The sequence below is a fragment of the Arenimonas aestuarii genome (assembly GCF_054781715.1).
Genome location: NZ_BAAGTW010000004.1, coordinates 1560824 through 1580594, shown reverse-complemented (window position 1 = coordinate 1580594; position 19771 = coordinate 1560824). Strand labels below are relative to the sequence as shown.

The 19771-nt window shown below is 68.5% G+C and carries 16 protein-coding genes and 1 pseudogene; 11 read left to right on the top strand and 6 right to left on the bottom strand.

What is annotated here, in order from left to right:
* The first annotated feature begins 24 nt into the window (after nucleotides 1–24).
* The 5 genes from ACYVJH_RS08375 (at nucleotide 25) to ACYVJH_RS08355 (ending at nucleotide 4579) form a co-directional block, all read left to right on the top strand.
* Entirely contained in the window at nucleotides 25–492 is a 468-nt protein-coding gene (locus ACYVJH_RS08375; RefSeq protein WP_460454155.1) for a response regulator, read from the top strand.
* Nucleotides 489–2918, top strand: a complete 2430-nt coding sequence (locus ACYVJH_RS08370) for a two-component system response regulator (RefSeq protein WP_460454154.1) — start codon at nucleotides 489–491, stop codon at nucleotides 2916–2918. The genes ACYVJH_RS08375 and ACYVJH_RS08370 overlap by 4 nt, the downstream gene beginning before the upstream one ends.
* 105 nt (nucleotides 2919–3023) lie before the next feature.
* Entirely contained in the window at nucleotides 3024–3422 is a 399-nt protein-coding gene (locus ACYVJH_RS08365; RefSeq protein ID WP_460454153.1) for a rhodanese-like domain-containing protein, read from the top strand.
* Entirely contained in the window at nucleotides 3419–4339 is a 921-nt protein-coding gene (rocF, locus tag ACYVJH_RS08360) for an arginase (RefSeq protein ID WP_460454152.1), read from the top strand. The genes ACYVJH_RS08365 and rocF overlap by 4 nt, the downstream gene beginning before the upstream one ends.
* Before the next feature lie 99 nt (nucleotides 4340–4438).
* Nucleotides 4439–4579 carry an entericidin A/B family lipoprotein gene (locus ACYVJH_RS08355; RefSeq protein ID WP_460454151.1) on the top strand — a complete coding sequence of 47 codons (141 nt, stop codon included), beginning with the start codon at nucleotides 4439–4441 and terminating at the stop codon, nucleotides 4577–4579.
* Between the two features lie 72 nt (nucleotides 4580–4651).
* Here ACYVJH_RS08355 and ACYVJH_RS08350 read toward each other — a convergent pair whose 3' ends face one another.
* Nucleotides 4652–5443, bottom strand: a complete 792-nt coding sequence (locus ACYVJH_RS08350; RefSeq protein ID WP_460454150.1) for a hypothetical protein — start codon at nucleotides 5441–5443, stop codon at nucleotides 4652–4654.
* A 104-nt stretch (nucleotides 5444–5547) separates the two neighbouring features.
* Between ACYVJH_RS08350 and ACYVJH_RS08345 the strand changes: the two are divergent.
* From ACYVJH_RS08345 to ACYVJH_RS08335, 3 genes and pseudogenes are all read left to right on the top strand, one after another.
* Nucleotides 5548–6732, top strand: a pseudogene (locus ACYVJH_RS08345) (tryptophan--tRNA ligase); the annotation flags it as partial.
* A gap of 137 nt (nucleotides 6733–6869) precedes the next feature.
* Nucleotides 6870–7184, top strand: a complete 315-nt coding sequence (locus ACYVJH_RS08340) for a hypothetical protein (RefSeq protein ID WP_460454149.1) — start codon at nucleotides 6870–6872, stop codon at nucleotides 7182–7184.
* Nucleotides 7185–7240: 56 nt separating this feature from the next.
* Nucleotides 7241–8332: a sensor domain-containing diguanylate cyclase gene (locus tag ACYVJH_RS08335; protein WP_460454148.1), complete on the top strand. Its 1092-nt coding sequence runs from the start codon at nucleotides 7241–7243 to the stop codon at nucleotides 8330–8332.
* 27 nt (nucleotides 8333–8359) lie between these two features.
* Here the strand turns inward: ACYVJH_RS08335 and ACYVJH_RS08330 are convergent, their stop codons facing one another.
* The 5 genes from ACYVJH_RS08330 to ACYVJH_RS08310 form a co-directional block, all read right to left on the bottom strand.
* Nucleotides 8360–8749 (bottom strand): VOC family protein, encoded by a 390-nt coding sequence (locus ACYVJH_RS08330; protein WP_460454147.1) that lies wholly within the window; start codon nucleotides 8747–8749, stop codon nucleotides 8360–8362.
* Nucleotides 8749–10113 (bottom strand): dihydrolipoamide acetyltransferase family protein, encoded by a 1365-nt coding sequence (locus ACYVJH_RS08325; RefSeq protein ID WP_460454146.1) that lies wholly within the window; start codon nucleotides 10111–10113, stop codon nucleotides 8749–8751. Before ACYVJH_RS08325 ends, ACYVJH_RS08330 begins: the two co-directional genes overlap by 1 nt.
* A 10-nt stretch (nucleotides 10114–10123) precedes the next feature.
* Entirely contained in the window at nucleotides 10124–11104 is a 981-nt protein-coding gene (locus ACYVJH_RS08320; protein WP_460454145.1) for an alpha-ketoacid dehydrogenase subunit beta, read from the bottom strand.
* Nucleotide 11105: 1 nt separating this feature from the next.
* Nucleotides 11106–12179 carry a pyruvate dehydrogenase (acetyl-transferring) E1 component subunit alpha gene (pdhA, locus tag ACYVJH_RS08315; RefSeq protein ID WP_460454144.1) on the bottom strand — a complete coding sequence of 358 codons (1074 nt, stop codon included), beginning with the start codon at nucleotides 12177–12179 and terminating at the stop codon, nucleotides 11106–11108.
* A gap of 104 nt (nucleotides 12180–12283) precedes the next feature.
* A complete protein-coding gene (locus ACYVJH_RS08310; RefSeq protein ID WP_460454143.1) occupies nucleotides 12284–15391 on the bottom strand; it encodes a lamin tail domain-containing protein in 3108 nt (1035 codons plus the stop codon).
* Nucleotides 15392–15541: 150 nt separating this feature from the next.
* Here ACYVJH_RS08310 and ACYVJH_RS08305 point away from each other — a divergent pair, with 150 nt between their 5' ends.
* From ACYVJH_RS08305 to ACYVJH_RS08295, 3 genes are all read left to right on the top strand, one after another.
* On the top strand, nucleotides 15542–16402 hold the full coding sequence (locus ACYVJH_RS08305) for a tryptophan 2,3-dioxygenase (RefSeq protein WP_460454142.1): 861 nt from the start codon (nucleotides 15542–15544) through the stop codon (nucleotides 16400–16402).
* Nucleotides 16403–16470: 68 nt separating this feature from the next.
* On the top strand, nucleotides 16471–18054 hold the full coding sequence (locus tag ACYVJH_RS08300) for an AbgT family transporter (RefSeq protein WP_460454141.1): 1584 nt from the start codon (nucleotides 16471–16473) through the stop codon (nucleotides 18052–18054).
* A 98-nt stretch (nucleotides 18055–18152) separates the two neighbouring features.
* Nucleotides 18153–19730: a peptide MFS transporter gene (locus ACYVJH_RS08295; RefSeq protein ID WP_460454140.1), complete on the top strand. Its 1578-nt coding sequence runs from the start codon at nucleotides 18153–18155 to the stop codon at nucleotides 19728–19730.
* Nucleotides 19731–19771 lie beyond the last annotated feature (41 nt).

Below are 19771 nucleotides of genomic sequence, written 5' to 3'. Positions count from 1 at the left end.
CCTGCCCAGGGACCCTGTCCTTCGATGAATAGCCCGCGCCAGCCCATCGCCATCCTGATGGCGGATGACGACCCGGACGACCGCCTGATGACCCAGGAGGCCTTCGCCGAATGCCGGTTGCGCAACCCCCTGCATTTCGTCAGCGACGGCGAGGAGCTCCTGGACTACCTGCGCCGCCGCGGCCAGTACAGCGACGACGACGCCTATCCGATGCCGGGCCTGGTGCTGCTTGACCTGAACATGCCGCGCAAGGATGGCCGCGAGGTCCTGCGCGAGATCAAGGCCGACCCGAAGCTGCGCGCCATCCCGGTGGTCATCCTCACCACGTCCAAGGCCGAAGAGGACGTGGCCCGGAGCTACAGGGACGGCGTCAATTCCTTCATCACCAAGCCGGTCACTTTCACGGGCCTGACCGACGTGGTGCAGACCCTGGGCAAGTACTGGCTCCAGGTGGTGGACCTGCCGCCCGAGGCCGGGGGGGACGCTTGTTGAACGACGAAGTGCTCCGCGTACTCGTCGTCGACGACGACGAAGAGGATTTCCTGATCCTGCGTGACCTGCTGGCGGACTATCCGCAGGGCCGGTTCGAACTCGAATGGGTGGCCACGCTGGCCGAGGGCGTGGAGGCGCTGCGCGCGAACCGGCACGACGTATTCCTGGTCGACTACCACCTGGGGCCCGACAACGGCATGGACCTGGTGCGCATGGCGGTGGCCGAGCGAAGCGCGCATCGCCCGGTGATCATGCTCACGGGCCAGGGCAACCCGGACGTGGACCGCGAAGCACTGGCCGCGGGTGCGTCCGACTACCTGGTGAAGGGGCACATCGACGCCGAGAAGCTGGCGCGCTCGCTACGCTATGCCGCCGAGCGCGCCCGCCAGGTCGCTGAAATCGAGGGCGGCAAGCAGCGTTACCGCCAGCTGTTCGAGCTCAACCCCTTCCCGACCTGGGTCTACGACGCCACGAGCTTCAACTTCGTGGCGGTCAACGACGCGATGGTGTCGAGCTACGGCTACGGCCGCGATGAACTCGAGGACATGACCATCTTCGACATCCGCGACCCCGAGGAGGCCGATCGCCTGCGGGACTACCTATCGCGCAATGGCAGCCTGGCGGGCAACGCGGGCGTCTGGCGCCATCGTCGCAAGGACGGCAGCCTGGTCTGGGCCGAAGTGACCGGGCATCCGGTCGAACTCAACGGCAAGACCTGCCGCATGGTCATTGCCCACGACATCACCGGGCAGCGCGCCGCGCAGGAGCGCCTGCTGCTGCTGCAGCGCGCCGTCGAGTCGAGCATGAATGGCATCGTCATCGCCGATGCCCAGTCCGACGACCTTCCCATCATCTACGTCAATCCCGCCTTCGAAGCGCTTACCGGCTACAGCTCGGATGAAGCAACGGGTCGGAACTGCCGGTTCCTGCAGGGCGAAGAAACCTGCCAGCCCGAGCTCGAGATCCTGCGCCGCGCGGTGTCGACGGGCAGCGACTGCAACGTCATCCTGCGCAATTTCCGCAAGGACGGCTCGCTCTTCTGGAACCACCTGTTCATCTCGCCGGTTCGCGACGACGGCGGCAACACCACCCACTTCGTCGGCATCCAGAATGACCTGACCGAGCGCCGCCAGGTCGAGGCCGAACTGGCCTACGCCGCCAACCACGACCCGGTGACCTCGTTGCCGCGCTACCCGATCCTGGAATCGGCCATCGGGACCCTGCTCGAACGCGAAAACTCCGAACTGTCGGTGCTGTTCATCGACATCGACCATTTCCACGCCATCAACGAGTCCATGGGCCACATCATCGGCGACGAGGCGCTTCGCCTGGTGTCCGAACGCCTGCGCGACGTCCTGGGCGGGCCGGGATACCTGGCGCGTTTCGCTGGTGACGAGTTCGTCGCCATGGTGCCGGATGCGCCGCGTGAGGAGGTGCTCAAGGTCGCCGACGCGCTGCGCCAGGCCGTGGCACAGCCGATCGAAGGCGACGGCTACAGCCTTTACCTCACGGCCAGCATCGGCATCGCGCGTTCGCCGCTGCACGGCGACAGCGGTACCGACCTGCTGCGCCGCGCCGAGGCCGCGATGAGTCGCGCCAAGCGGGAAGGGCGCGACGTTGCCTGTGAATTCTCGACCCTGCAGATGCAGGAACTCGAAGACCGCCTGGTGCTGGGTGCGCGCCTTCGCGAGGCGGTGACGCGGGACGAACTGCAGCTTCACTACCAGCCGCAGCTCGACGCCACCAGCCGCCGCATCACCGGCTTCGAGGCCCTTCTTCGCTGGAACAACCCGGAGCTGGGCCCGGTGCCGCCGGGCCGGTTCATTCCCATCGCCGAATCGCTGGGGCTGATGCCGGAACTGGGGCTTTGGGTGCTCAACGAAGCCTGCCGGCAGCTCAGCGCCTGGCGCGAACAGGGCAGGGAGGGGTTCACGGTGGCCGTCAACTTCTCGGCCCACCAGCTGCAGCGCCCGGACATCGTGCAGCGCGTGCGCGAGGCGCTGGAGCGCCACGGCGTGCCGCGCGGCATGCTCGAGATCGAGCTGACCGAAAGTTCGCTGATGGAAAACGTCGACCGGGTGAAGGGCCGGCTCGCCGAAATCAAGGCCCTGGGCGTGTCGCTTTCGCTCGACGATTTCGGCACCGGCTATTCCAGCCTGGCCTACCTCAAGCAGTTCTCGCTCGACAAGCTCAAGATCGATCGGAGTTTCGTGACCGAACTGCCCGACAACGCCGCCGACGCCGCCATCGCCCGCACCATCGTCGCGGTGGGACACGAGCTGCACATGGTGGTGGCGGCCGAGGGCGTGGAAACCCAGGCCCAGGCCGACTTCCTGCGTGAAATGGGCTGCGACGAACTGCAGGGCTACCACTTCGGCCGGCCGGCGCCGGCCAGCGAGATCGACGCGCGCTTCCCGCGCGACTGAATTCCTTCGCTTGCATGCACCGGCGGCGGTCCTGCCTGGCGGTGGTGGCCAGTCCACCACCGGCGGGACTATCCTGACGGGGTCCCGAAACGCTGGAATTCCGTCATGCGCAAGTCAATTCGCCCTTTCCTGGTCCTCGCCCTGTTGCTGCCGCTGTCCGCGCTGGCCGGTCGCCCGGCGGTGTCGCCGGCCGCGGTCGCCGAGATCACCGCGCGCGACGATGCGCCGCTGCTGCTCGACGTGCGCAGCCCCGAGGAGTTCGCCCAGGGGCACTTGCCCGGCGCCGTGCTGATCCCGCACGACCAGCTGGCCGCGCGCCTGGACGAGATCGACCGTGACCGCTGGGTGCTGGTCTATTGCCGCAGCGGCAAGCGCGCCAGCATGGCCCAGGACATCCTGGAGGACGCCGGCATCGAAGTGCGCCAGGTCGAGGGCAGCTGGCTACGCTGGCAGGCGGAGGGCCGCCCGGTGCAGGTGCCGGCCAAGGCGGAGGCCTCGGAATGAGCCTGTCACGCACCCTGGCGCTCATCGGCGCCCCCACCGACATCGGCGCCGGCCATCGTGGCGCCGTCATGGGCCCGGAAGCCCTGCGCGTGGCCGGCCTGGGCGAAGCCCTGCACGAGCGTGGCCTGGAGGTCATCGACACCGGCAACCTCGCCGGCCCTGCCAACCCCTGGCTGCCGCCGACCGACGGCTACCGCCATCTTGAGCAGGTCGTGGAGTGGAATCGCCTGGTCATGGAGGCCGTACAGTCCCAGCTCGGCCAGGGCCGCCTGCCGGTGTTGATGGGCGGTGACCACTGCCTGGGACTGGGCAGCATCAAGGCCGTCGCGCGCCACTGCAAGGACACCGGCAAGAAGCTGCGCGTGCTCTGGCTCGACGCCCATGCCGACTTCAACACCAGTGACGTCACGCCCTCGGGCAACGTGCACGGCATGCCCGTCGCGTGCCTGTGCGGCGTCGGCCCGGAGTCGCTGACCCATCTGGGCGGCGATTCCCCCGCGATCCATCCCAGCGTGCTGCGCCAGATCGGCATCCGGTCGGTGGACCAGGGCGAAAAGCGCCTGGTGAAGGAATACGGCGTCGACATCTACGACATGCGCTACATCGACGAGATCGGCATGAAGCGGGTGATGGAAGAAGCCCTGGAAGGCATCGACGACCAGACCCATGTGCACGTCAGCTTCGACGTGGACTTCCTGGATCCGTCGATCGCCCCCGGCGTGGGCACCACCGTGCCGGGCGGTCCGAACTACCGCGAGGCACAGCTGGTGATGGAAATGATCGCCGACACGGGCCGCCTGGGTTCGCTGGACATCATGGAGCTCAACCCGGCCTACGACGACCACAACCGCACCGGCAAGCTGGCCGTGGACCTGGTCGAAAGCCTGTTCGGGAAGTCCACCCTGATGCGCGACTGAACCGGGGCGTGAATCATCCGTGAAACGTGCGCGGGGGATGATTGACAGTCTCTCCGCGAAGTCTAGACTCAGCGGGCAACCCACCCACAGGAGTTACCCATGACCCGTACCCGTCTGATGCTGGCGGCCATGCTGGCCGCGTTCGCGCTTTCTGGCTGCAACACCATCGAAGGTTTCGGCAAGGATGTCTCCAAGGCCGGCGACGAACTCGAAGAAGCCGCGGAAGAGGCCAAGAACTGATCGGCGCCTTTTGCGACTGATCGGCAAGAAGAGGCCGGGCAGCAATGCCCGGCCTTTTTCTTTGGCCGGGTGTCAGGGATCGGGTGCGAAACCGATCGGGAAGGCCGCCGGGGCGTCGTCGTAGCGCGGCCAGCGGCGCGGCAGCACGCCGCGGGCCATCAGGGCGTCGGTGCCGTCGTAGTGAAGTTCCAGGACTTGCGCCGGCCAGCGGCTGGCGCGTTCGAAACGGGTGGTGGTGGCGGCGTCCCAGCGGCGTTCGCCGTGGCCGGTGCCCAGCTTCTGGCGGGCCAGGCCTTCGTCCATGCGGCTCGACTCCGCCAACGGTGCGGCAGCATCGCTGGCGTGTCCGGGTTTGCCCGCGCCCCGGGATTGCTCGCGTGCGATCGGCGCCGGATACGACGGGTGGACCGGGGCCTGGCGTTCGCGGAACACCGCCACGCCGATCACGCCGACATTGCCGGGACGGCCGGTGCGGGCGGCGTAACTGTCGGGCAGGTCCGTGAAGTGGAACTGCGCGACCTCGGACAGGTTCTTGCGCCAGCCCCGGACCTCCAGGCGCTGCCAGGGGCCCAGCACGTAGCCGGACTGGCCGGTGCCGGCGGTTTCGCCGCTGATGGCGTTCACGCCGTCCACCGATACCACCGCCAGCACCCGTTCGCCGGTGGTGTTGTGCAGGACCAGGCTGTAGCGGTGGCCGGGCCGGCCCTCGACGTAGTGGCGGCCACGGTGCGGGTGCCAGGGCAGGGCCTGGCCCAGCTCCAGGTCCTGCACCTGCAGATCGACCAGGGGCGCCTGGCGGGCGCAGGCGGGCAGGCTGGACAGGGTGGCCAGGGCGAACAGCAGCAGGGCATTGACGGACTTCATGGCGGACTCCTCGTGCGGGGTAGGAGATTCAACGTTCCAGCGGCCCGGACGGGGTTGGACCGCCGACGCGGTAAACTCGCCGGGTTCCTTCGCCCGATGAATCCATGACCGTCACCCGCGTACTCACCGGCATCACCACCTCCGGCACCCCGCACCTGGGCAACTACGCCGGCGCCATCCGCCCGGCGGTGGCCGCCAGCCGCCAGCCCCGCGTGGAAAGTTTCTTCTTCCTGGCCGACTACCACGCCCTGATCAAGGTGCAGGACCCGGCCCGGGTGCAGCGCTCAACCCTGGAGATCGCGGCCAGCTGGCTGGCCTGCGGCCTGGACCCGGACCAGGTGTGGTTCTACCGCCAGTCCGACATCCCCGAGATCCCGGAGCTGACCTGGCTGCTGACCTGCGTGGCCGGCAAGGGCCAGCTCAACCGCGCCCATGCCTACAAGGCCGCCGTGGACAAGAACACCGAGGCCGGTGAAGACCCCGATGCCGGCGTCAGTGCCGGCCTGTTCATGTACCCGGTGCTGATGGCCGCCGACATCCTGATGTTCAAGGCGCACTCCGTGCCGGTCGGCCGCGACCAGGTGCAGCACATCGAGATGGCGCGTGATTTCGGCGCCCGCTTCAACCATCTCTATGGCGACCACTTCGTGCTGCCCGAGGCGGCCGTGGAGGAGAACGTCGCCACCCTGCCGGGCCTGGACGGCCGCAAGATGAGCAAGAGCTACGACAACACCATCCCGCTGTTCGCGCCGCGCGAAACCCTGAAGAAGCTGGTGTTCTCGATCGTCACCGATTCGCGGGCACCGGGCGAGCCCAAGGACACCGAGGGCTCGGCGCTGTTCCAGCTGCACCAGGCCTTCGCGACGCCGGCGCAGTCGGCGGCGTTCGCCCGGGCGTTCGCCGACGGCATCGGCTGGGGCGAGGCCAAGCAGGCGCTGTTCGAACGGCTGGACGAGGAGCTGGCGCCGCTGCGCGAAAAGTACGACGCGCTGATGGCCCGTCCCGGGCACATCGAAGAAGTGCTGCGCGCCGGTGGCGACAAGGCCCGCAACATCGCCAAACCGCTGATGACTGAGCTGCGCCGGGCCGTGGGCCTGCGCGACCTGCGCGAGCAGGCGGTTGTGAGAACCGCGGAAGCCGCGAAGAAGGCCCGCCCCGAGTTCAAGCAGTACCGGGAAAAGGACGGCCGCTTCCACTTCAAGCTCGTCGATGGCGATGGCCAGGAACTGCTGGGCGGCGGTGGTTTCGATTCGCCGCGTGATGCCGGCGTCCGGGTCGCGCGCCTGAAACTCGAGGGCGCCCGCGACCTGCGGGAGGAGCAGGACGGCTTGTGGCTGGGGGATGTACGGATTGGTGCGCTGGCGCCGGGCGTTTCCCTCGACGCCGCGAAAGCGGCGCTGCAGGCCTTCGTCGAGGAGGGCGCCTGATGGCTGACGTCGCCGACCTCGCCCTGATCCTGTTCCTGCCCTGGTTCGCCATCCTGGCCGTGCTGTACTGGTTCTACCCGCGCACGCTCGAAAAGACCGCGGCGCGCCGGCGTTTCGACGCCATCGCCCTGTTGCTGGCCTTCCTGGCCGCCTTCCTGGCGGGGCGTTGGGGCTTTGCCACGGCGGCCACCGGCATCGAGGCCGGTCCGATCTGGCGCCAGGTGCTGGCCAGCCTGCTGGCCTACAAGGCCTTCCTGCTGGTCGTGGGCGTGGCCTGGGCGCTGCGCGGGCAGCGATTCCGCCGGGCAGTTTGATTGCGTTGGGCTGGCCTGGCCTAGACTGCCCCCTGACCCGCGAGCGAGGAAGTGCGATGAACGCGAACCCTGGCCCGCCCTCCGACTGGAGCCCGCCGCCGGACGACCAGCGCCGGCTGCAGGCGCTGCGTCGTTACCGGATCCTCGACAGCCTGCCCGAGCAGGCCTTCGAAGACGTGGTGCAGCTGGCGACCGCGATCTGCGGCACGCCGCAGGCCGTGGTCACGTTCGTGGACGAAGACCGGCAGTGGTTCAAAGCCAGCCATGGCATCCAGGGCGAAGAAACCGAGCGCAGCATCGCCTTCTGCGACATCGCGATCCGGCGGCCGGACGAAGTGACCATCGTCAACGACGCCTCGCAGCACCCGGTCTTCCGGAACTATCCCCAGGTCACCGGCGACGACCACCTGCGTTTTTACGCCGGCGCGCCGATGGTCACCCGCGACGGCTACGCCCTGGGCACGGTCTGCGTCGTGGACGTGGTGCCGCGCGAGATCAGCCTGGAGCAGGTCGAGGCGCTGCGGGCGCTGGCACGCATGGCCGTGTCGCTGCTGGAACTGCGGCAGCGCGAACTCGAAGGCCAGCGCCTGCTGGCCGAACGTGAACTGGCCACCCGCGAGCTGCAGGACTACCAGCGCAGCCTCGAGGCGCGCAACACGGCCCTGGCCGAAGAAGCCCGGCGCGATTCGCTGACCGGCCTGCTCAACCGCGGCGGGCTGGAAGAGGCGACCGTGGGGGGCTTCTGGGCCGGGGGCGGCCAGTTCACCGTGGCCGTGCTCGACATCGACCACTTCAAGCGCATCAACGATGGCCACGGCCATGCCACCGGCGACGAGGTCCTGAGCCTGGTCGGCGAACAGATACTCAAGGCGGTGCGCGGTGGCGACGTCGCCGTGCGCTATGGCGGCGAGGAGTTCCTGGTGCTGATGCCGGCAACGCCGCCGGATGGCGCGATCACCGTGGTCGAACGCATCCGCGAGACGGTGGCAAGCCACCCGGACCTGCCGGTGCCGGTGACGCTCTCGGCGGGCATCGCCAGTGGCCAGGCCGGACGGGACGCGACCGAATCGGTGTTCGAGCGTGCCGACCAGGCCCTGTACCTGGCCAAGCGGCGCGGGCGCGACCGGATCGAGGTCGCCCAGGACTGAGCCGGGCTGCGTCGCCCGGCGCGGCGATCAGGGGTGGACGTTGGCGTTGGCGCGGGTCAGGCGCTTGCGGGCGCGCACCACGCAGAAGCGGTGCCCGGTGGGCGCTTCGAGCACGATCCAGCGGCCGTCGTGCGGCCGGGATACTTCCTTGGCGCCCAGGGCCACCAGGCGCCGGGCTTCGGCTTCCATGTCGTCGGTCTCGACGTCCAGGTGGACGCGCGAGGGATGCGCCACCTTCTGGACCTCGATGTGCAAGCCCAGTGCGCTGCCATCGAGGCGGGCATATTTGTCCTGTCCGCCCTCGTCGGGGTCGGTCACGGGCAGGCCCAGGGCCTGGCTCCAGAAACCGGCGGCTTCGCCCAGCGAGCCGCCCTCGCAGTCGATGATGAAACCCGCCAGGCGACTGCGGTGGGCCATCAGCGCGCTTTTTGCAGGTCGTCGATCAGGGCGCGCAGGAACCGCGCGGCCTCGCCGCCGGTGGCGGCGCGGTGGTCGAAGGTGAGCGAGAGCGGCATGATCCGGTGCGTTTCCAGCCCGCCCAGCACGGGCACCACGGCGTGGTGCAGGCGGCCGGCGCCGATGATGGCGACGCAAGGCGGCACCACCACGGGCGTGGCGTACTTGCCGGCGAAGACGCCGAAGTTCGACAGCATGATGGTGTAGTCGCGCAGCTCTTCCGGCGGCAGCGAGCGGTTCTTGACGCCGTCGCGGATTCGGTTGATGGCCTGGCGCACCTGGTAGGGCTCAAGCCGCTCGGCGTTGCGCAGGTTGGCCACGAACAGGCCTTCCGGGGAATCGACCGCGATGCCCACGTCCACGCGCGCATGCCGGCGCAGGGTGCCTTCCTTTGCGTTGAGCCAGGCATTCATCGCCGGCTCGGCTTCGGCAGCGACGGCGATGGCGCGGATCATGCGCGCCATGATGTCCTCGCCCGGTGCCCAGGCATTGATGTCGGCGTCGTCCATCAGCGTGGTCGGCACGACCTCGGCGTGGGCCTGGGACATGGTGCGGACCATGTTGCGGCGCACGCCGCGGATGGGTTCGTCGACGTCCAGCGCGGCCTCGGACCGGGCCGGGGCCGCACGGCCCGGCGTCGGCGCCTCGGTCCGCGATGGTGCCGGCGCGGCGGCTGCCGCGCGGCTGCCCGCGGCACCGGCCGGGGCGCTGCCTTCCGCCGCCGCCTTCTTGACGTCCGCGGCCGTCACCACGCCGTCGGTGCCGGTGGCCTTGACGCGGGAAAGGTCCACCTTGAGCTTGCGCGCCAGCGCACGCACGGCCGGCATGGCGCGCACGCCGCCGACTACGGACGCCTGCTCGCTGCGCACGGCGTTGGAGCTTTGCATGGCGCCAACGACGGTGCCGGCGTCGCCGGACTCTTCTTCAGGCTCCTCGCGGATTTCGCCGCCGGTGTCGGAAGCGACGACGGTGAGGTCGTCGCCATCATCGCGGGATTCTTCGTTCGGCACCGTGTTGCCGGCGCCCTTGTGGCCGTGCGAATGCCCGGTGTCCTGGGCATCTGCACGCTGGGGCAGGGACGGGTCGATTTCGATCTCGACCAGCCAGCTGCCGGTCTCGATGACGTCGCCGGCCTTGCCGGCCAGACGGGTGACCTTGCCGGAGAACGGCGAGGGCACCTCCACCACGGCCTTGGCGGTTTCCATGGAGACCAGCGGCTCGTCGAGCTTGACGATGTCGCCTTCCTTGACCAGCCACTCGACGATCTCGGCGTCGGGAAGGCCTTCGCCCAGGTCGGGCAGCTTGAACAGCTTCTTGTCGCTCATGTGTGTTTCCTCAGCCCGCCGCCAGCGCGCGCTTGGCGGCGGCAACGATCTTGTCCACGCTCGGCAGGTACTTCATCTCGAGGCGGAACAGGGGGATGTGGGTGTCGTAGCCGGTGACGCGCTCGACCGGGGCCAGCAGGTCGTACATGGATTCCTCGGCCAGGCGCGCGGCGATCTCGGCGCCGAAGCCGGCGGTTTTCGCCGCTTCGTGCACGATCACGCAGCGGCCGGTCTTGGCCACCGACTCGCGGATGGTGTCGAAATCCAGCGGCTTGAGCGTGGCCACGTCGATCACCTCGGCGCTGATGCCCTGCTTGGCCAGTTCATCGGCCGCTTCCAGGGTTTCCTTCACCTGCGCGCCCCAGGTGACGAGCGTGAGGTCGTCGCCGTCGCGCAGCTGGAAGCACACGTCCAGCGGCAGCGCTTCGCCATCGTCGGGCACGTCTTCCTTGTACTGCCGGTAGATGCGCTTGGGCTCCATGAAGATGACCGGATCCGGGTCGCGGATCGCGGCCAGCAGCAGGCCGTAGGCGCGCTGCGGCGAACTGGGCATGACCACGCGCAGGCCCGGGACGTTGGTGAAGATCGACTCGTTGGCCTCGCTGTGGTGCTCGGGTGCGCGGATGCCGCCGCCCCAGGGCACGCGCAGCACCATCGGGCAGGTCAGGCGGCCGCGGGTGCGGTAACGAAAACGCGCCGCATGGCAAATGATGTGGTCAACCATCGGGTACATGAAACCGTCGAACTGCGCCTCGGCGACGGGTTTCATGCCCTGCGAGGCCAGGCCGACGGTGAGGCCGGCGATGGTGGTTTCGTCCAGCGGCGTGTCGATGACGCGCTGGTCGCCGAAGGTCTGCTGCAGGCCGGCGGTGGCGCGGAAGACGCCGCCGTTGACGCCGACGTCCTCGCCGATCACCAGCACGGTGTCGTCGGCCTTCATTTCCCAGGCCAGGGCCTGGGTGATCGCTTCGATCAGGGTGATGGCGGCCATCTCAGCGGCCCTCCCACTTGATCGCGTCGGCACGCTGGGCTTCCAGGTCGGCCGGCAGTTCGGCGTAGAGGTAATCGAACATCGCTTCCACCGGCTGCACCTTGGTTTCCAGGTAGGCGTTGACCTCGATGTCCACCTGTTTGCCGCATTCTTCCTTCCACTGCGCTTCTTCGGCCTCGCTCCACACGCCCTCGGAGATCAGGAAGGTGCGCAGGCGCGACATCGGTTCGCGTTCCCAGGCCGCCTTGACCTCGGCGTCGTCGCGGTAGCGGCGGGCGTCGTCGGCGGTGGTGTGGTCGGACAGGCGGTAGGTGACCAGTTCCAGCACGCTGCCGCCGTGGCCGTTGCGGGCGCGCTTGAGCGCGTGGTCCATGGCGGCGCGCACGGCGATGATGTCGTTGCCGTCCACCTGCACGCAGTCCAGGCCGCCGGCGATGCCCTTCTGGGCCAGGGTCTTGGCACCGGTCTGGGCCTTGCGTGGCACCGAGATCGCCCAGCCGTTGTTGATGATGCACAGCACGAAGGGCAGGGTGTAGGCGCCGGCCGAATTGATCGCGGCGTAGGTGTCGGTCTTGGAGCTGCCGCCGTCGCCGACGCAGGTGACCGCCACCCGCGGTTCGCCGCGCAGCTTGAAGGCCAGCGCGGCGCCGGCCGCGTGCAGGCACTGGGTGGCGATGGGCACGCACCAGGGGTAATCGTGCGGCGGGCCCGAGAAGTCGTTGCCGCGTTCGTCGCCGCCCCAGTACATCAGGACGTCACGCGGTTTCACGCCGCGCATGAACTGGGCGCCGTATTCGCGGTAGCTCGGCGCCAGCACGTCGTCGTACTGCATGGCGCTGCCGATGCCGATGTGCGCGGCCTCGTGGCCCAGGCAGCTGGCGTAGGTGCCCAGCTTGCCGGTGCGCTGCAGTGCCACCGACTTGGTGTCGAAGGTGCGCACCAGCAGCATGTGCTTGAACAGCTCGACCAGGTTGCGGCGATCCTTGGCGAACTCGGGCAGGTCCTCACGGACCAACCGGCCGTCCGGGCCAAGGTATTGAAGGTATTCGATCTCGAAGGTGGCGATCCGGGACATCGTGTCCTTCCTTGGGAAACCCTCCCGATCATAGCCAGCCCCCGGGTCGAAAGCGAAACGGGCGCCCGAAGGCGCCCGTTCGCTGGCGTAGGGTCGTGCGTGCCTTAGCGGCCGCCGCGACTCCGCGGCCGGCCAACCACCTTCACGCTGGCGTCGTCGGCATCGTTGCCGGCGTGGGTGTCGTTGCTGCGCGTGCGCGCCTGCAGGTGAAGACCAACGCGGTCCTGCACGGTCTCGCGGCGCGCCTGCAGGTCGAAACGCAGCAGGTCGAACGCGCCCGGCGCCAGGGCCTCTTCGCGGCCACAGACCAGGCGGCTGCCGTCACCGTCGGCCACCGGCGCATCGCAGAGCCAGCCTTCGGCGTGCACGGCCAGCAGCTGGTCCGGGCGGGCGTCGAGCTGCACCACCAGTTCAGGGCGCAGTGCGCGTGCCCGGCCCAGGTTGCCCACCAGCGCCAGGAAGGGCGCGCGCTGGCCATCAAGCACCGGCGTGAACGGACCGGCCACCAACACCGCCAGATCGGCGTCCAGGAAGGCGGGCACCACCAGGTCGGCCACCAGCGGATCGTGGTCGGAGCTGCGCACCGGCACGGTCGGGTCCGCCGCCAGGTCGGCGGCGAAGTCGCTGTTGACGCGGGCATGGTGGAGCGTGGCCTCGGTCGCCTCGAGCAGGGCCTGGTTCACCAGCGCGTGGTCCAGGTTCTGGGCGTTGCCCTCGAACACGTAGGAATAGCGCTCGCCCACCGGGCGGGTGCCGATCAGGTTCACCAGCGGGCGGGTGACCGCGCTCTGGCCAGCCAGCAGCACTTCGTCGGCCGGCGCCGGCGTGCCGGCGATGATGCCCATCACGTCCACGTAACCATCGCTGAAATCGAAGGCGTTGAAGTCGCCGACCAGCACCATCGGCATGTCCGGGTCGGCCTGCTGGATCGATTCGACCAGCTGCGACAGGCGTTCGGCCTGCTGCTTGCGCTTTTCGCGCGAGCGGTTGCCGACCGTGCCCCATTGGGCGTTGGACGAGAGGTTGTTGACGTCGAGCAGGGACAGGTTGTGGTTGAGCAGCACCTGCACCGGGAACTGGCGGCCCTGGCCGTCGTTCACCCGGGCATCGAGCTGCAGCGGCGGGCGGTCGAACAGGCGCAGGCTGGGATTGATGCTGCCGTCGGGCGCGACCAGCGGTTCATCGACGAAATGTTCGACCACGCCGCGCACCTCGACCCGCGGCTGGCCGTCGGCCACCGGCGCCGTCCTGACCAGGTAACCCAGGCGCTGGCTGCCGCTGGTGGACAGCAGGTAGGCCTCGTAGGCCGGGTTTTCCGGGCAGTTGTCGAACTCGTCCTCGTTGATGGCGCGCGCCAGGCGGCGGGCGGTTTCGAGGTTGCCGATTTCGACCAGGCCCACCACGTCCGGCGTGCGCAGGTACTGGCAGAACACGTCGGTCAGCTTGGCCAGGCGGTCGAGCGGCACCGATTCACCGCCGCTGAGGTTCTGGATGTTGTAGCTGGCGATACGCACGGCACCTTCTTCGGCGACCGGCACCGCGGCAACCATCGCGCCGCCGGCGTGGGTGGTCGACGCCCGCTCGCCCAGCAGCAGCGTGAAGTCGCCGCGGTCGTAGTACAGGATGCCCTCCATGCCCGCGACCACGGCGCCGGCGTCGAGGTTGAACGCACTGCCGCCTTCCAGGCCCAGGCTTTCCACGCGCAGGCGCTCGGGGTTGCGGTCGAACACCGGGATCGCGTTGCCGGGCGGCAGCGGCACGGCGTCGAGCGCGGCGATGCCGGGCTCGCGCACCGGGCGCGGCACGTCGGGCAGGGTGACGTGGAAGTCGCCAAAGCCGTTGGTCGGACCGACCACGACCGCGGACGGCAGTTCCACGCGCATGCCCTGGTAACGGCCCAGTGCGTCGGTCGCGACGTTCGGCGCCAGGACGGTCTGGTCGATCACCACCGGCGCCGGCAGCGCCTGGCCGGTGGCCAGCACGGTCAGGCTGGCCCAGTTGAGCTGGGTCAGCGGGTAACCGTGCGGCGTGCGCGAAAATTCGCTGACCCGGCCCGCCACCCGTACGCGGTTGCCCACGGCGGCATCGGCCGGCGGCGGCGCGGAGGTGAACACGAACACGCCTTCGGCGGTGGCCGGGTCGCCGTCGTCTTCGCCCGGCGCGCTCTGGATGAAGTAGCCGTTGCCGCGGCGCGCGGTGACGATGCCTTCGGTCACCACCTCGGTGCCGACTGGCAGCGGCGAGCCGACGCCCTGGCCCTGGATGCCCGCGATGTTGACGCGGACCGCCACCGACAGCTCGATCGAGCCCGTTCCGCTGCGTGCCTGGTCATCGGTGACCAGTACCGGCAGCGTCTTCGGGCCGGGCGAGGTGCCCGGCGCGACGGTGCCTGCCCAGGTGAACACCAGGTCGTTGGCGACCAGGTCGCCGCCCAGTCCGTCGTCGCGGAAGGACTGGCCGGCGCTGCCGCCGATGTCGCCCAGATCGGCGCTGACCAGCAGGCCGGTGCTGACCGGGTTGGCGCCGGGCGTCACCTGCACGGTGAGCACGGTGTCGTCGCCCGCGGCCAGGCTGGCCGGGCTGGCGCTGCCGGTAGCGGTCGGGTTGCTCGGCTGCGGCGTGCCGCCGCAGTTGCTGGCATGGCTGCCCAGACCGTCAAAGGTGTCCTGGGCATAGCCTTCCCACTCCAGGGCCGGGTCGAAAGCGTCGTCAGGCGTGGTATCGCCGGCGCAGGCCGTGGCCAGCCGGCGCAGGGTGTTGTCGGCGGTCGAGACCAGGCCGGTGCCCCACTGGCTGCCCGGGTCGACACCGACCTGGCCCAGCGAATCCACCACCGGACCGCCGCTGCCGCCGCGGCGCAGCACGATGGCGTCGTCGCCGTTGAACCAGGTGCCGCCGGTCTGGTCGGCCTCGGCCAGGATGGCCGCGGTCGCGGACGAGGGCGCCAGGACGTAGACGTCACCGTCGGCCAGCGTGCCGGACAGGGACAGGGTCGTGCCGGGGCTGGTATTGCCGTTGAAGTAGAACTGCAGCGTGTAGCCGCCGGTGGACAGGTCCACGGGGGCGCCGGTGCCGTTGTGGATCTCGACGGCCTTGTTGTTGCTGCTGCCTTCGATGACTTCGGAGATCAGCAGGTCGGCGGCGGTCGCCTGGGCGGCCAGCGGCAGGAAAAACAGGGCACAAAGGGCGTGCAGGCGCGGGTTATGGCGCATGGTCAGGAGCCTCGGATGATGGTCGGAGCTGCCGGCCAGTCCGGGCTACCCCCAGGGGGTCCCCTGCCGAACTGTGACAGAGCCCGCAGTTTATATCGGAAAATGCTGCGGTCGCATGACAGACTTCCCCTTTCGCCGTCGGACCCCGCCATGACCCAGCCCCCCAACCAGCGCGCCCTCGAGCAGGGCATCACCACCGACCTGCGCGACCGCCTCACCTATGGCGGCTACCTGCAGCTCGACACCCTGCTTTCGGCCCAGAAGCCGCTGTCGGACCCGCCCCACCACGACGAGATGCTGTTCATCGTCCAGCACCATGTGTCCGAGCTGTGGCTGAAGCTGCTGATCCATGAGCTGCGGGCGGCCCTGGCCTGCCTGCAGAACGACGAGCTGGGTCCCATGCAGAAGATCCTGGCCCGGGTGAAGCAGGTGCAGAAGCAGCTGACCGAGATGTGGTCGGTGCTCGAGACCCTGACGCCGGCCGACTACCTGCAGTTCCGCGACATCCTGGGTCCCGCCTCGGGCTTCCAGTCGCTGCAGTACCGGCTGGTGGAGTTCCTGCTGGGCAACAAGAACGCCGACATGGTGAAGGTGTTCTCGCACGACCCCCGGGCCACGGCCGAGCTCGAAGCCGTGCTCAATGCGCCCAGCCTGTACGACGAATTCCTGCGCCACCTGCACCGCAAGGGTTACGCGGTCCCGGCTGGCTGCGTGGAGCGCGACTGGTCCCAGCCCTACGAGCGCGAGCCGGCCCTGGTGCCGGTGTTCAAGGAAATCTACGAAGACACCGACACCCACTGGGAGGCTTACGCCACCTGCGAACAGCTGGTCGACGTCGAGGCCAGCTTCCAGTTCTGGCGCTTCCGCCACATGAAGACGGTGGAACGCATCATTGGCTACCGCCGCGGCACCGGTGGCAGCTCCGGCGTCGGCTTTCTCAAGCAAGCGCTTGAACTAACCTTCTTCCCGGAGCTGTTCGAGGTCCGCACCGTGCTGGGGCAGCCGGGCTGAGGCAGGCAGCCGGAGGGGCTGCTAGTCTTCGGGCCTTGTCCGTTTCCAGCCCATAGCCCGGAGCCATCATGAGCCAAGCCACCCCGCCCGACATCGCCAAGCGCGGCTGGATCGCCCGCAGTCTCGACCTGGTCGAACGCGTCGGCAACAAGCTGCCCGACCCGGCGGTGCTGTTCCTGATCCTGATGCTGGTCACCTGGGCGGTGTCGGCGCTGATGTCGAACATGGCCTTCGCCGAGCTCGACCCGCGCAGCGGCAATCCGGTCGAGGTCGTCAACCTGCTCAGCGGCACCAGCCTGACCGCCTTCCTGGCCAGCATGGTCAACACCTTCGTCACTTTCGCGCCCCTGGGCGTGGTGCTGGTGGCGATGCTGGGCCTGGGCGTGGCCGAACACACCGGCTTCATCAACGCGGCGCTGCGGGCGATGCTGAGCATCACCCCGAAATCGCTGCTGACACCGACCCTGATCGGCGTCGGCGTGCTCAGCCATGTCGCCGTGGACGCCGGCTACGTGCTGGTCATCCCGCTGGGCGCGGTGATCTTCTACGCCGCCGGCCGGCATCCGCTGGCGGGCATCGCGGCGGCCTTCGCCGGTGTATCGGGCGGTTTCTCGGCGACGTTCATCGTGCCCTCCAGCCTCGATCCGCTGCTGGCCGGCCTGACCCAGGCCGCGGCGCAGCTGATCGACCCGGCCTACGAGGTCAACCCGCTCAACAACTACTTCTTCACCACCAGTTCGACCGTGCTGATCATGCTCGTGGGCTGGTTCCTCACCGACCGGGTCATCGAGCCCCGCCTGAAGGCCACGCCGGTGGACGGCGACACCAGCCAGATGCCGACGATGAGCCCGCTCAAGCCTGAAGAGCGCAAGGGCCTCGGCTGGGCGATGGCCGCCATGGGCATCGCGGTCGTGCTGTTCGTCCTGACCCTGCTGCCGGCCGGCACGCCCTGGGGCGCCGACCCGGCCACGCTGGCGCCGGGCACGCATCCGCTCTTGGCTTTCACCTCGCCGCTGATGCGCTCGATCGTGCCGCTGATCTTCATCTTCTTCCTGATCCCGGGCGCGGTGTACGGCTACGTTTCGGGCACGGTGAAAACCCACCGCGACATCATTGCCGGCATGTCCAAGGCGATGTCGGGCATGGGTTATTACATCGTGATGGCGTTCTTCGCCGCCCAGTTCATCTATGCCTTCGGCCAGTCGAACCTGGGCGTGCTGATGGCGATCAAGGGCGCCAACCTGCTGCAGGCCATGGGCCTGCCGATGGCGCTGACGCTGGTGGGCATCGTGCTGCTGTCGGGCTTCGTGAACCTGATGGTGGGCTCGGCCTCGGCCAAGTGGGCCCTGATTGGCGCGGTGATGGTGCCGATGCTGATGCAGCTGGGCGTTTCGCCCGACCTCACCCAGGCCGCCTACCGTGTCGGCGACAGCTCGACCAACATCATCACGCCGCTGCTGCCGTATTTCCCGCTGATCGTGGTGTTCTGCCAGAAGTACGTGAAGGGCGCCGGCGTCGGCACCCTGCTGGCGCTGATGCTGCCGTATTCGATCACCCTGCTGGTGGTCTGGACCGCCTTCCTGATCGGGTTCTGGGCCCTGGGCATCCCGCTGGGCGTGGGTTCGAGCTTCGCCTACCCGGCCGCCGGCTGAAACTGAACGGTGGCGCCGGCGTTTGACGCCGGCTGCCGCCACCGGTTACACCTTCGCGCCTTGTTTCACTTTGATTACCCAGGGGAGTAAGCATCCAAGTGGCCACCCAACCCAACCTCGCCGAGGGCAAGACCTTCCTCGGCCACCCGCGCGGACTCTACGTCCTGTTCTTCGCCGAAATGTGGGAGCGTTTCTCCTACTACGGCATGCGCGCGCTGCTGATCTTCTACCTCGTCAAGCACTGGCTTTACAGCGAGGAAGAATCTTCGATCATCTATGGCGCCTACACGGCGCTGGTGTACATCACGCCGGTGCTGGGTGGTTACCTGGCCGACCGTTACCTGGGCCAGCGCAAGGCGGTGCTCTACGGCGCCGTGCTGCTGACCATCGGCCACAGCCTGATGGCCATCGAAGGCAGCGGCGGCCAGGACAGCTGGGCCATCAACTGGTTCTGGTTGGCGCTGAGCTTCATCATCGTCGGCTCGGGCTTCCTGAAGGCCAATATCTCGGTGATCGTCGGCCAGCTGTATCCGCGCACCGACCTGCGCCGTGATTCGGCGTACACGATCTTCTACATGGGCATCAATCTCGGCGCAGCGTTCGGCGCCCTCGCTGCAGGCTGGCTGGGTGAAACCTACGGCTGGGCCTACGGCTTCGGCGCCGCCGGCCTGGGCATGCTGCTGGGCCTGATCGTGTTCGTGATCGGCAAGCCGGCCCTGATGGGCAAGGGCGAAGCCCCGGACCCCGTGCGCTTGGCCAACCGCACCGCCGGCCTGAGCATGGAGTGGTGGCTGTACCTGGTGGGCATCGTCGGCGTGGGACTGGTCTGGGTGCTCATCCAGTACCAGCACCTGGTGGGTTTCCTGCTGATGGGAGCCGGCGCGATCCTGGTGGCCTACGTGCTGTTCACCGCGGTGTTCAAGCTGCCGGCACACGACCGTGACCGCATCTTCGCGGCCATGTACCTGATCTTCGGCTCGGTCCTGTTCTGGGCCCTGTTCGAACAGGCGGGTTCGTCGCTGAACCTGTTCACCGACAGCTCGGTCGATCGCAACCTGCTGGGCTACGAAGTGCCGGCCTCGATGTTCCAGTCCATCAACGCGATCTACATCGTGCTGCTGGGCCCGGTCTTCGCGGGTCTTTGGCTGTTCCTGGGCCGTCGTGGCCTGGAGCCCTCGTCGCCGGCCAAGTTCGGCCTGGGTGTCATCCAGCTCGGCGCGGGCTTCCTGGTGCTGGTCGCCGGTTCCGCCGCGATCTACGAGGGTGGCATGACGCCGGTGCTGTTCATCTTCCTGATCTACCTGCTTCACACGACCGGCGAACTCTGCCTGTCGCCGGTGGGCCTGTCGGCGATGAACCGGCTGTCGCCGGCGCACCTGGCCAGCCTGATCATGGGCACCTGGTTCTTCGCCTCGGCCTCGGGCAACTTCGTCGCTGGCCTCATCTCTGCGGCCACGGGCGCCGAAGGCGTGGACAATGCCGGCCCCGAGCGCGTGCTCGAGGTCTACACGACGGTCGGCTGGGTCGCCGTGGGCGTGGGCGTGTTCATGGTGGTGATCGCGCCGCTGGTCAAGAAGCTCATGCACCTCGACACCCTCAAGGATTTTGAGGACGACGTGCCGGGCCAGGCCGAAATCGGCGAGCCGCAGGCCGGTGGTACGCATCCCAAGCCCTGAGTTCGCGTGACGCGACGACGGGTGCGATTTCCTTCCGGGAA

Coding starts and splice junctions, on each gene's coding strand:
- rocF (WP_460454152.1), top strand. CDS start 3,419: ATGAGCCTGTCACGCACCCTGGCGCTCATCGGCGCCCCCACCGACATC.
- ACYVJH_RS08365 (WP_460454153.1), top strand. CDS start 3,024: ATGCGCAAGTCAATTCGCCCTTTCCTGGTCCTCGCCCTGTTGCTGCCG.
- ACYVJH_RS08320 (WP_460454145.1), bottom strand. CDS start 11,104: ATGGCCGCCATCACCCTGATCGAAGCGATCACCCAGGCCCTGGCCTGG.
- ACYVJH_RS08300 (WP_460454141.1), top strand. CDS start 16,471: ATGAGCCAAGCCACCCCGCCCGACATCGCCAAGCGCGGCTGGATCGCC.
- ACYVJH_RS08325 (WP_460454146.1), bottom strand. CDS start 10,113: ATGAGCGACAAGAAGCTGTTCAAGCTGCCCGACCTGGGCGAAGGCCTT.
- ACYVJH_RS08350 (WP_460454150.1), bottom strand. CDS start 5,443: ATGAAGTCCGTCAATGCCCTGCTGCTGTTCGCCCTGGCCACCCTGTCC.
- ACYVJH_RS08355 (WP_460454151.1), top strand. CDS start 4,439: ATGACCCGTACCCGTCTGATGCTGGCGGCCATGCTGGCCGCGTTCGCG.
- pdhA (WP_460454144.1), bottom strand. CDS start 12,179: ATGTCCCGGATCGCCACCTTCGAGATCGAATACCTTCAATACCTTGGC.
- ACYVJH_RS08340 (WP_460454149.1), top strand. CDS start 6,870: ATGGCTGACGTCGCCGACCTCGCCCTGATCCTGTTCCTGCCCTGGTTC.
- ACYVJH_RS08330 (WP_460454147.1), bottom strand. CDS start 8,749: ATGGCCCACCGCAGTCGCCTGGCGGGTTTCATCATCGACTGCGAGGGC.
- ACYVJH_RS08305 (WP_460454142.1), top strand. CDS start 15,542: ATGACCCAGCCCCCCAACCAGCGCGCCCTCGAGCAGGGCATCACCACC.
- ACYVJH_RS08310 (WP_460454143.1), bottom strand. CDS start 15,391: ATGCGCCATAACCCGCGCCTGCACGCCCTTTGTGCCCTGTTTTTCCTG.
- ACYVJH_RS08335 (WP_460454148.1), top strand. CDS start 7,241: ATGAACGCGAACCCTGGCCCGCCCTCCGACTGGAGCCCGCCGCCGGAC.
- ACYVJH_RS08375 (WP_460454155.1), top strand. CDS start 25: ATGAATAGCCCGCGCCAGCCCATCGCCATCCTGATGGCGGATGACGAC.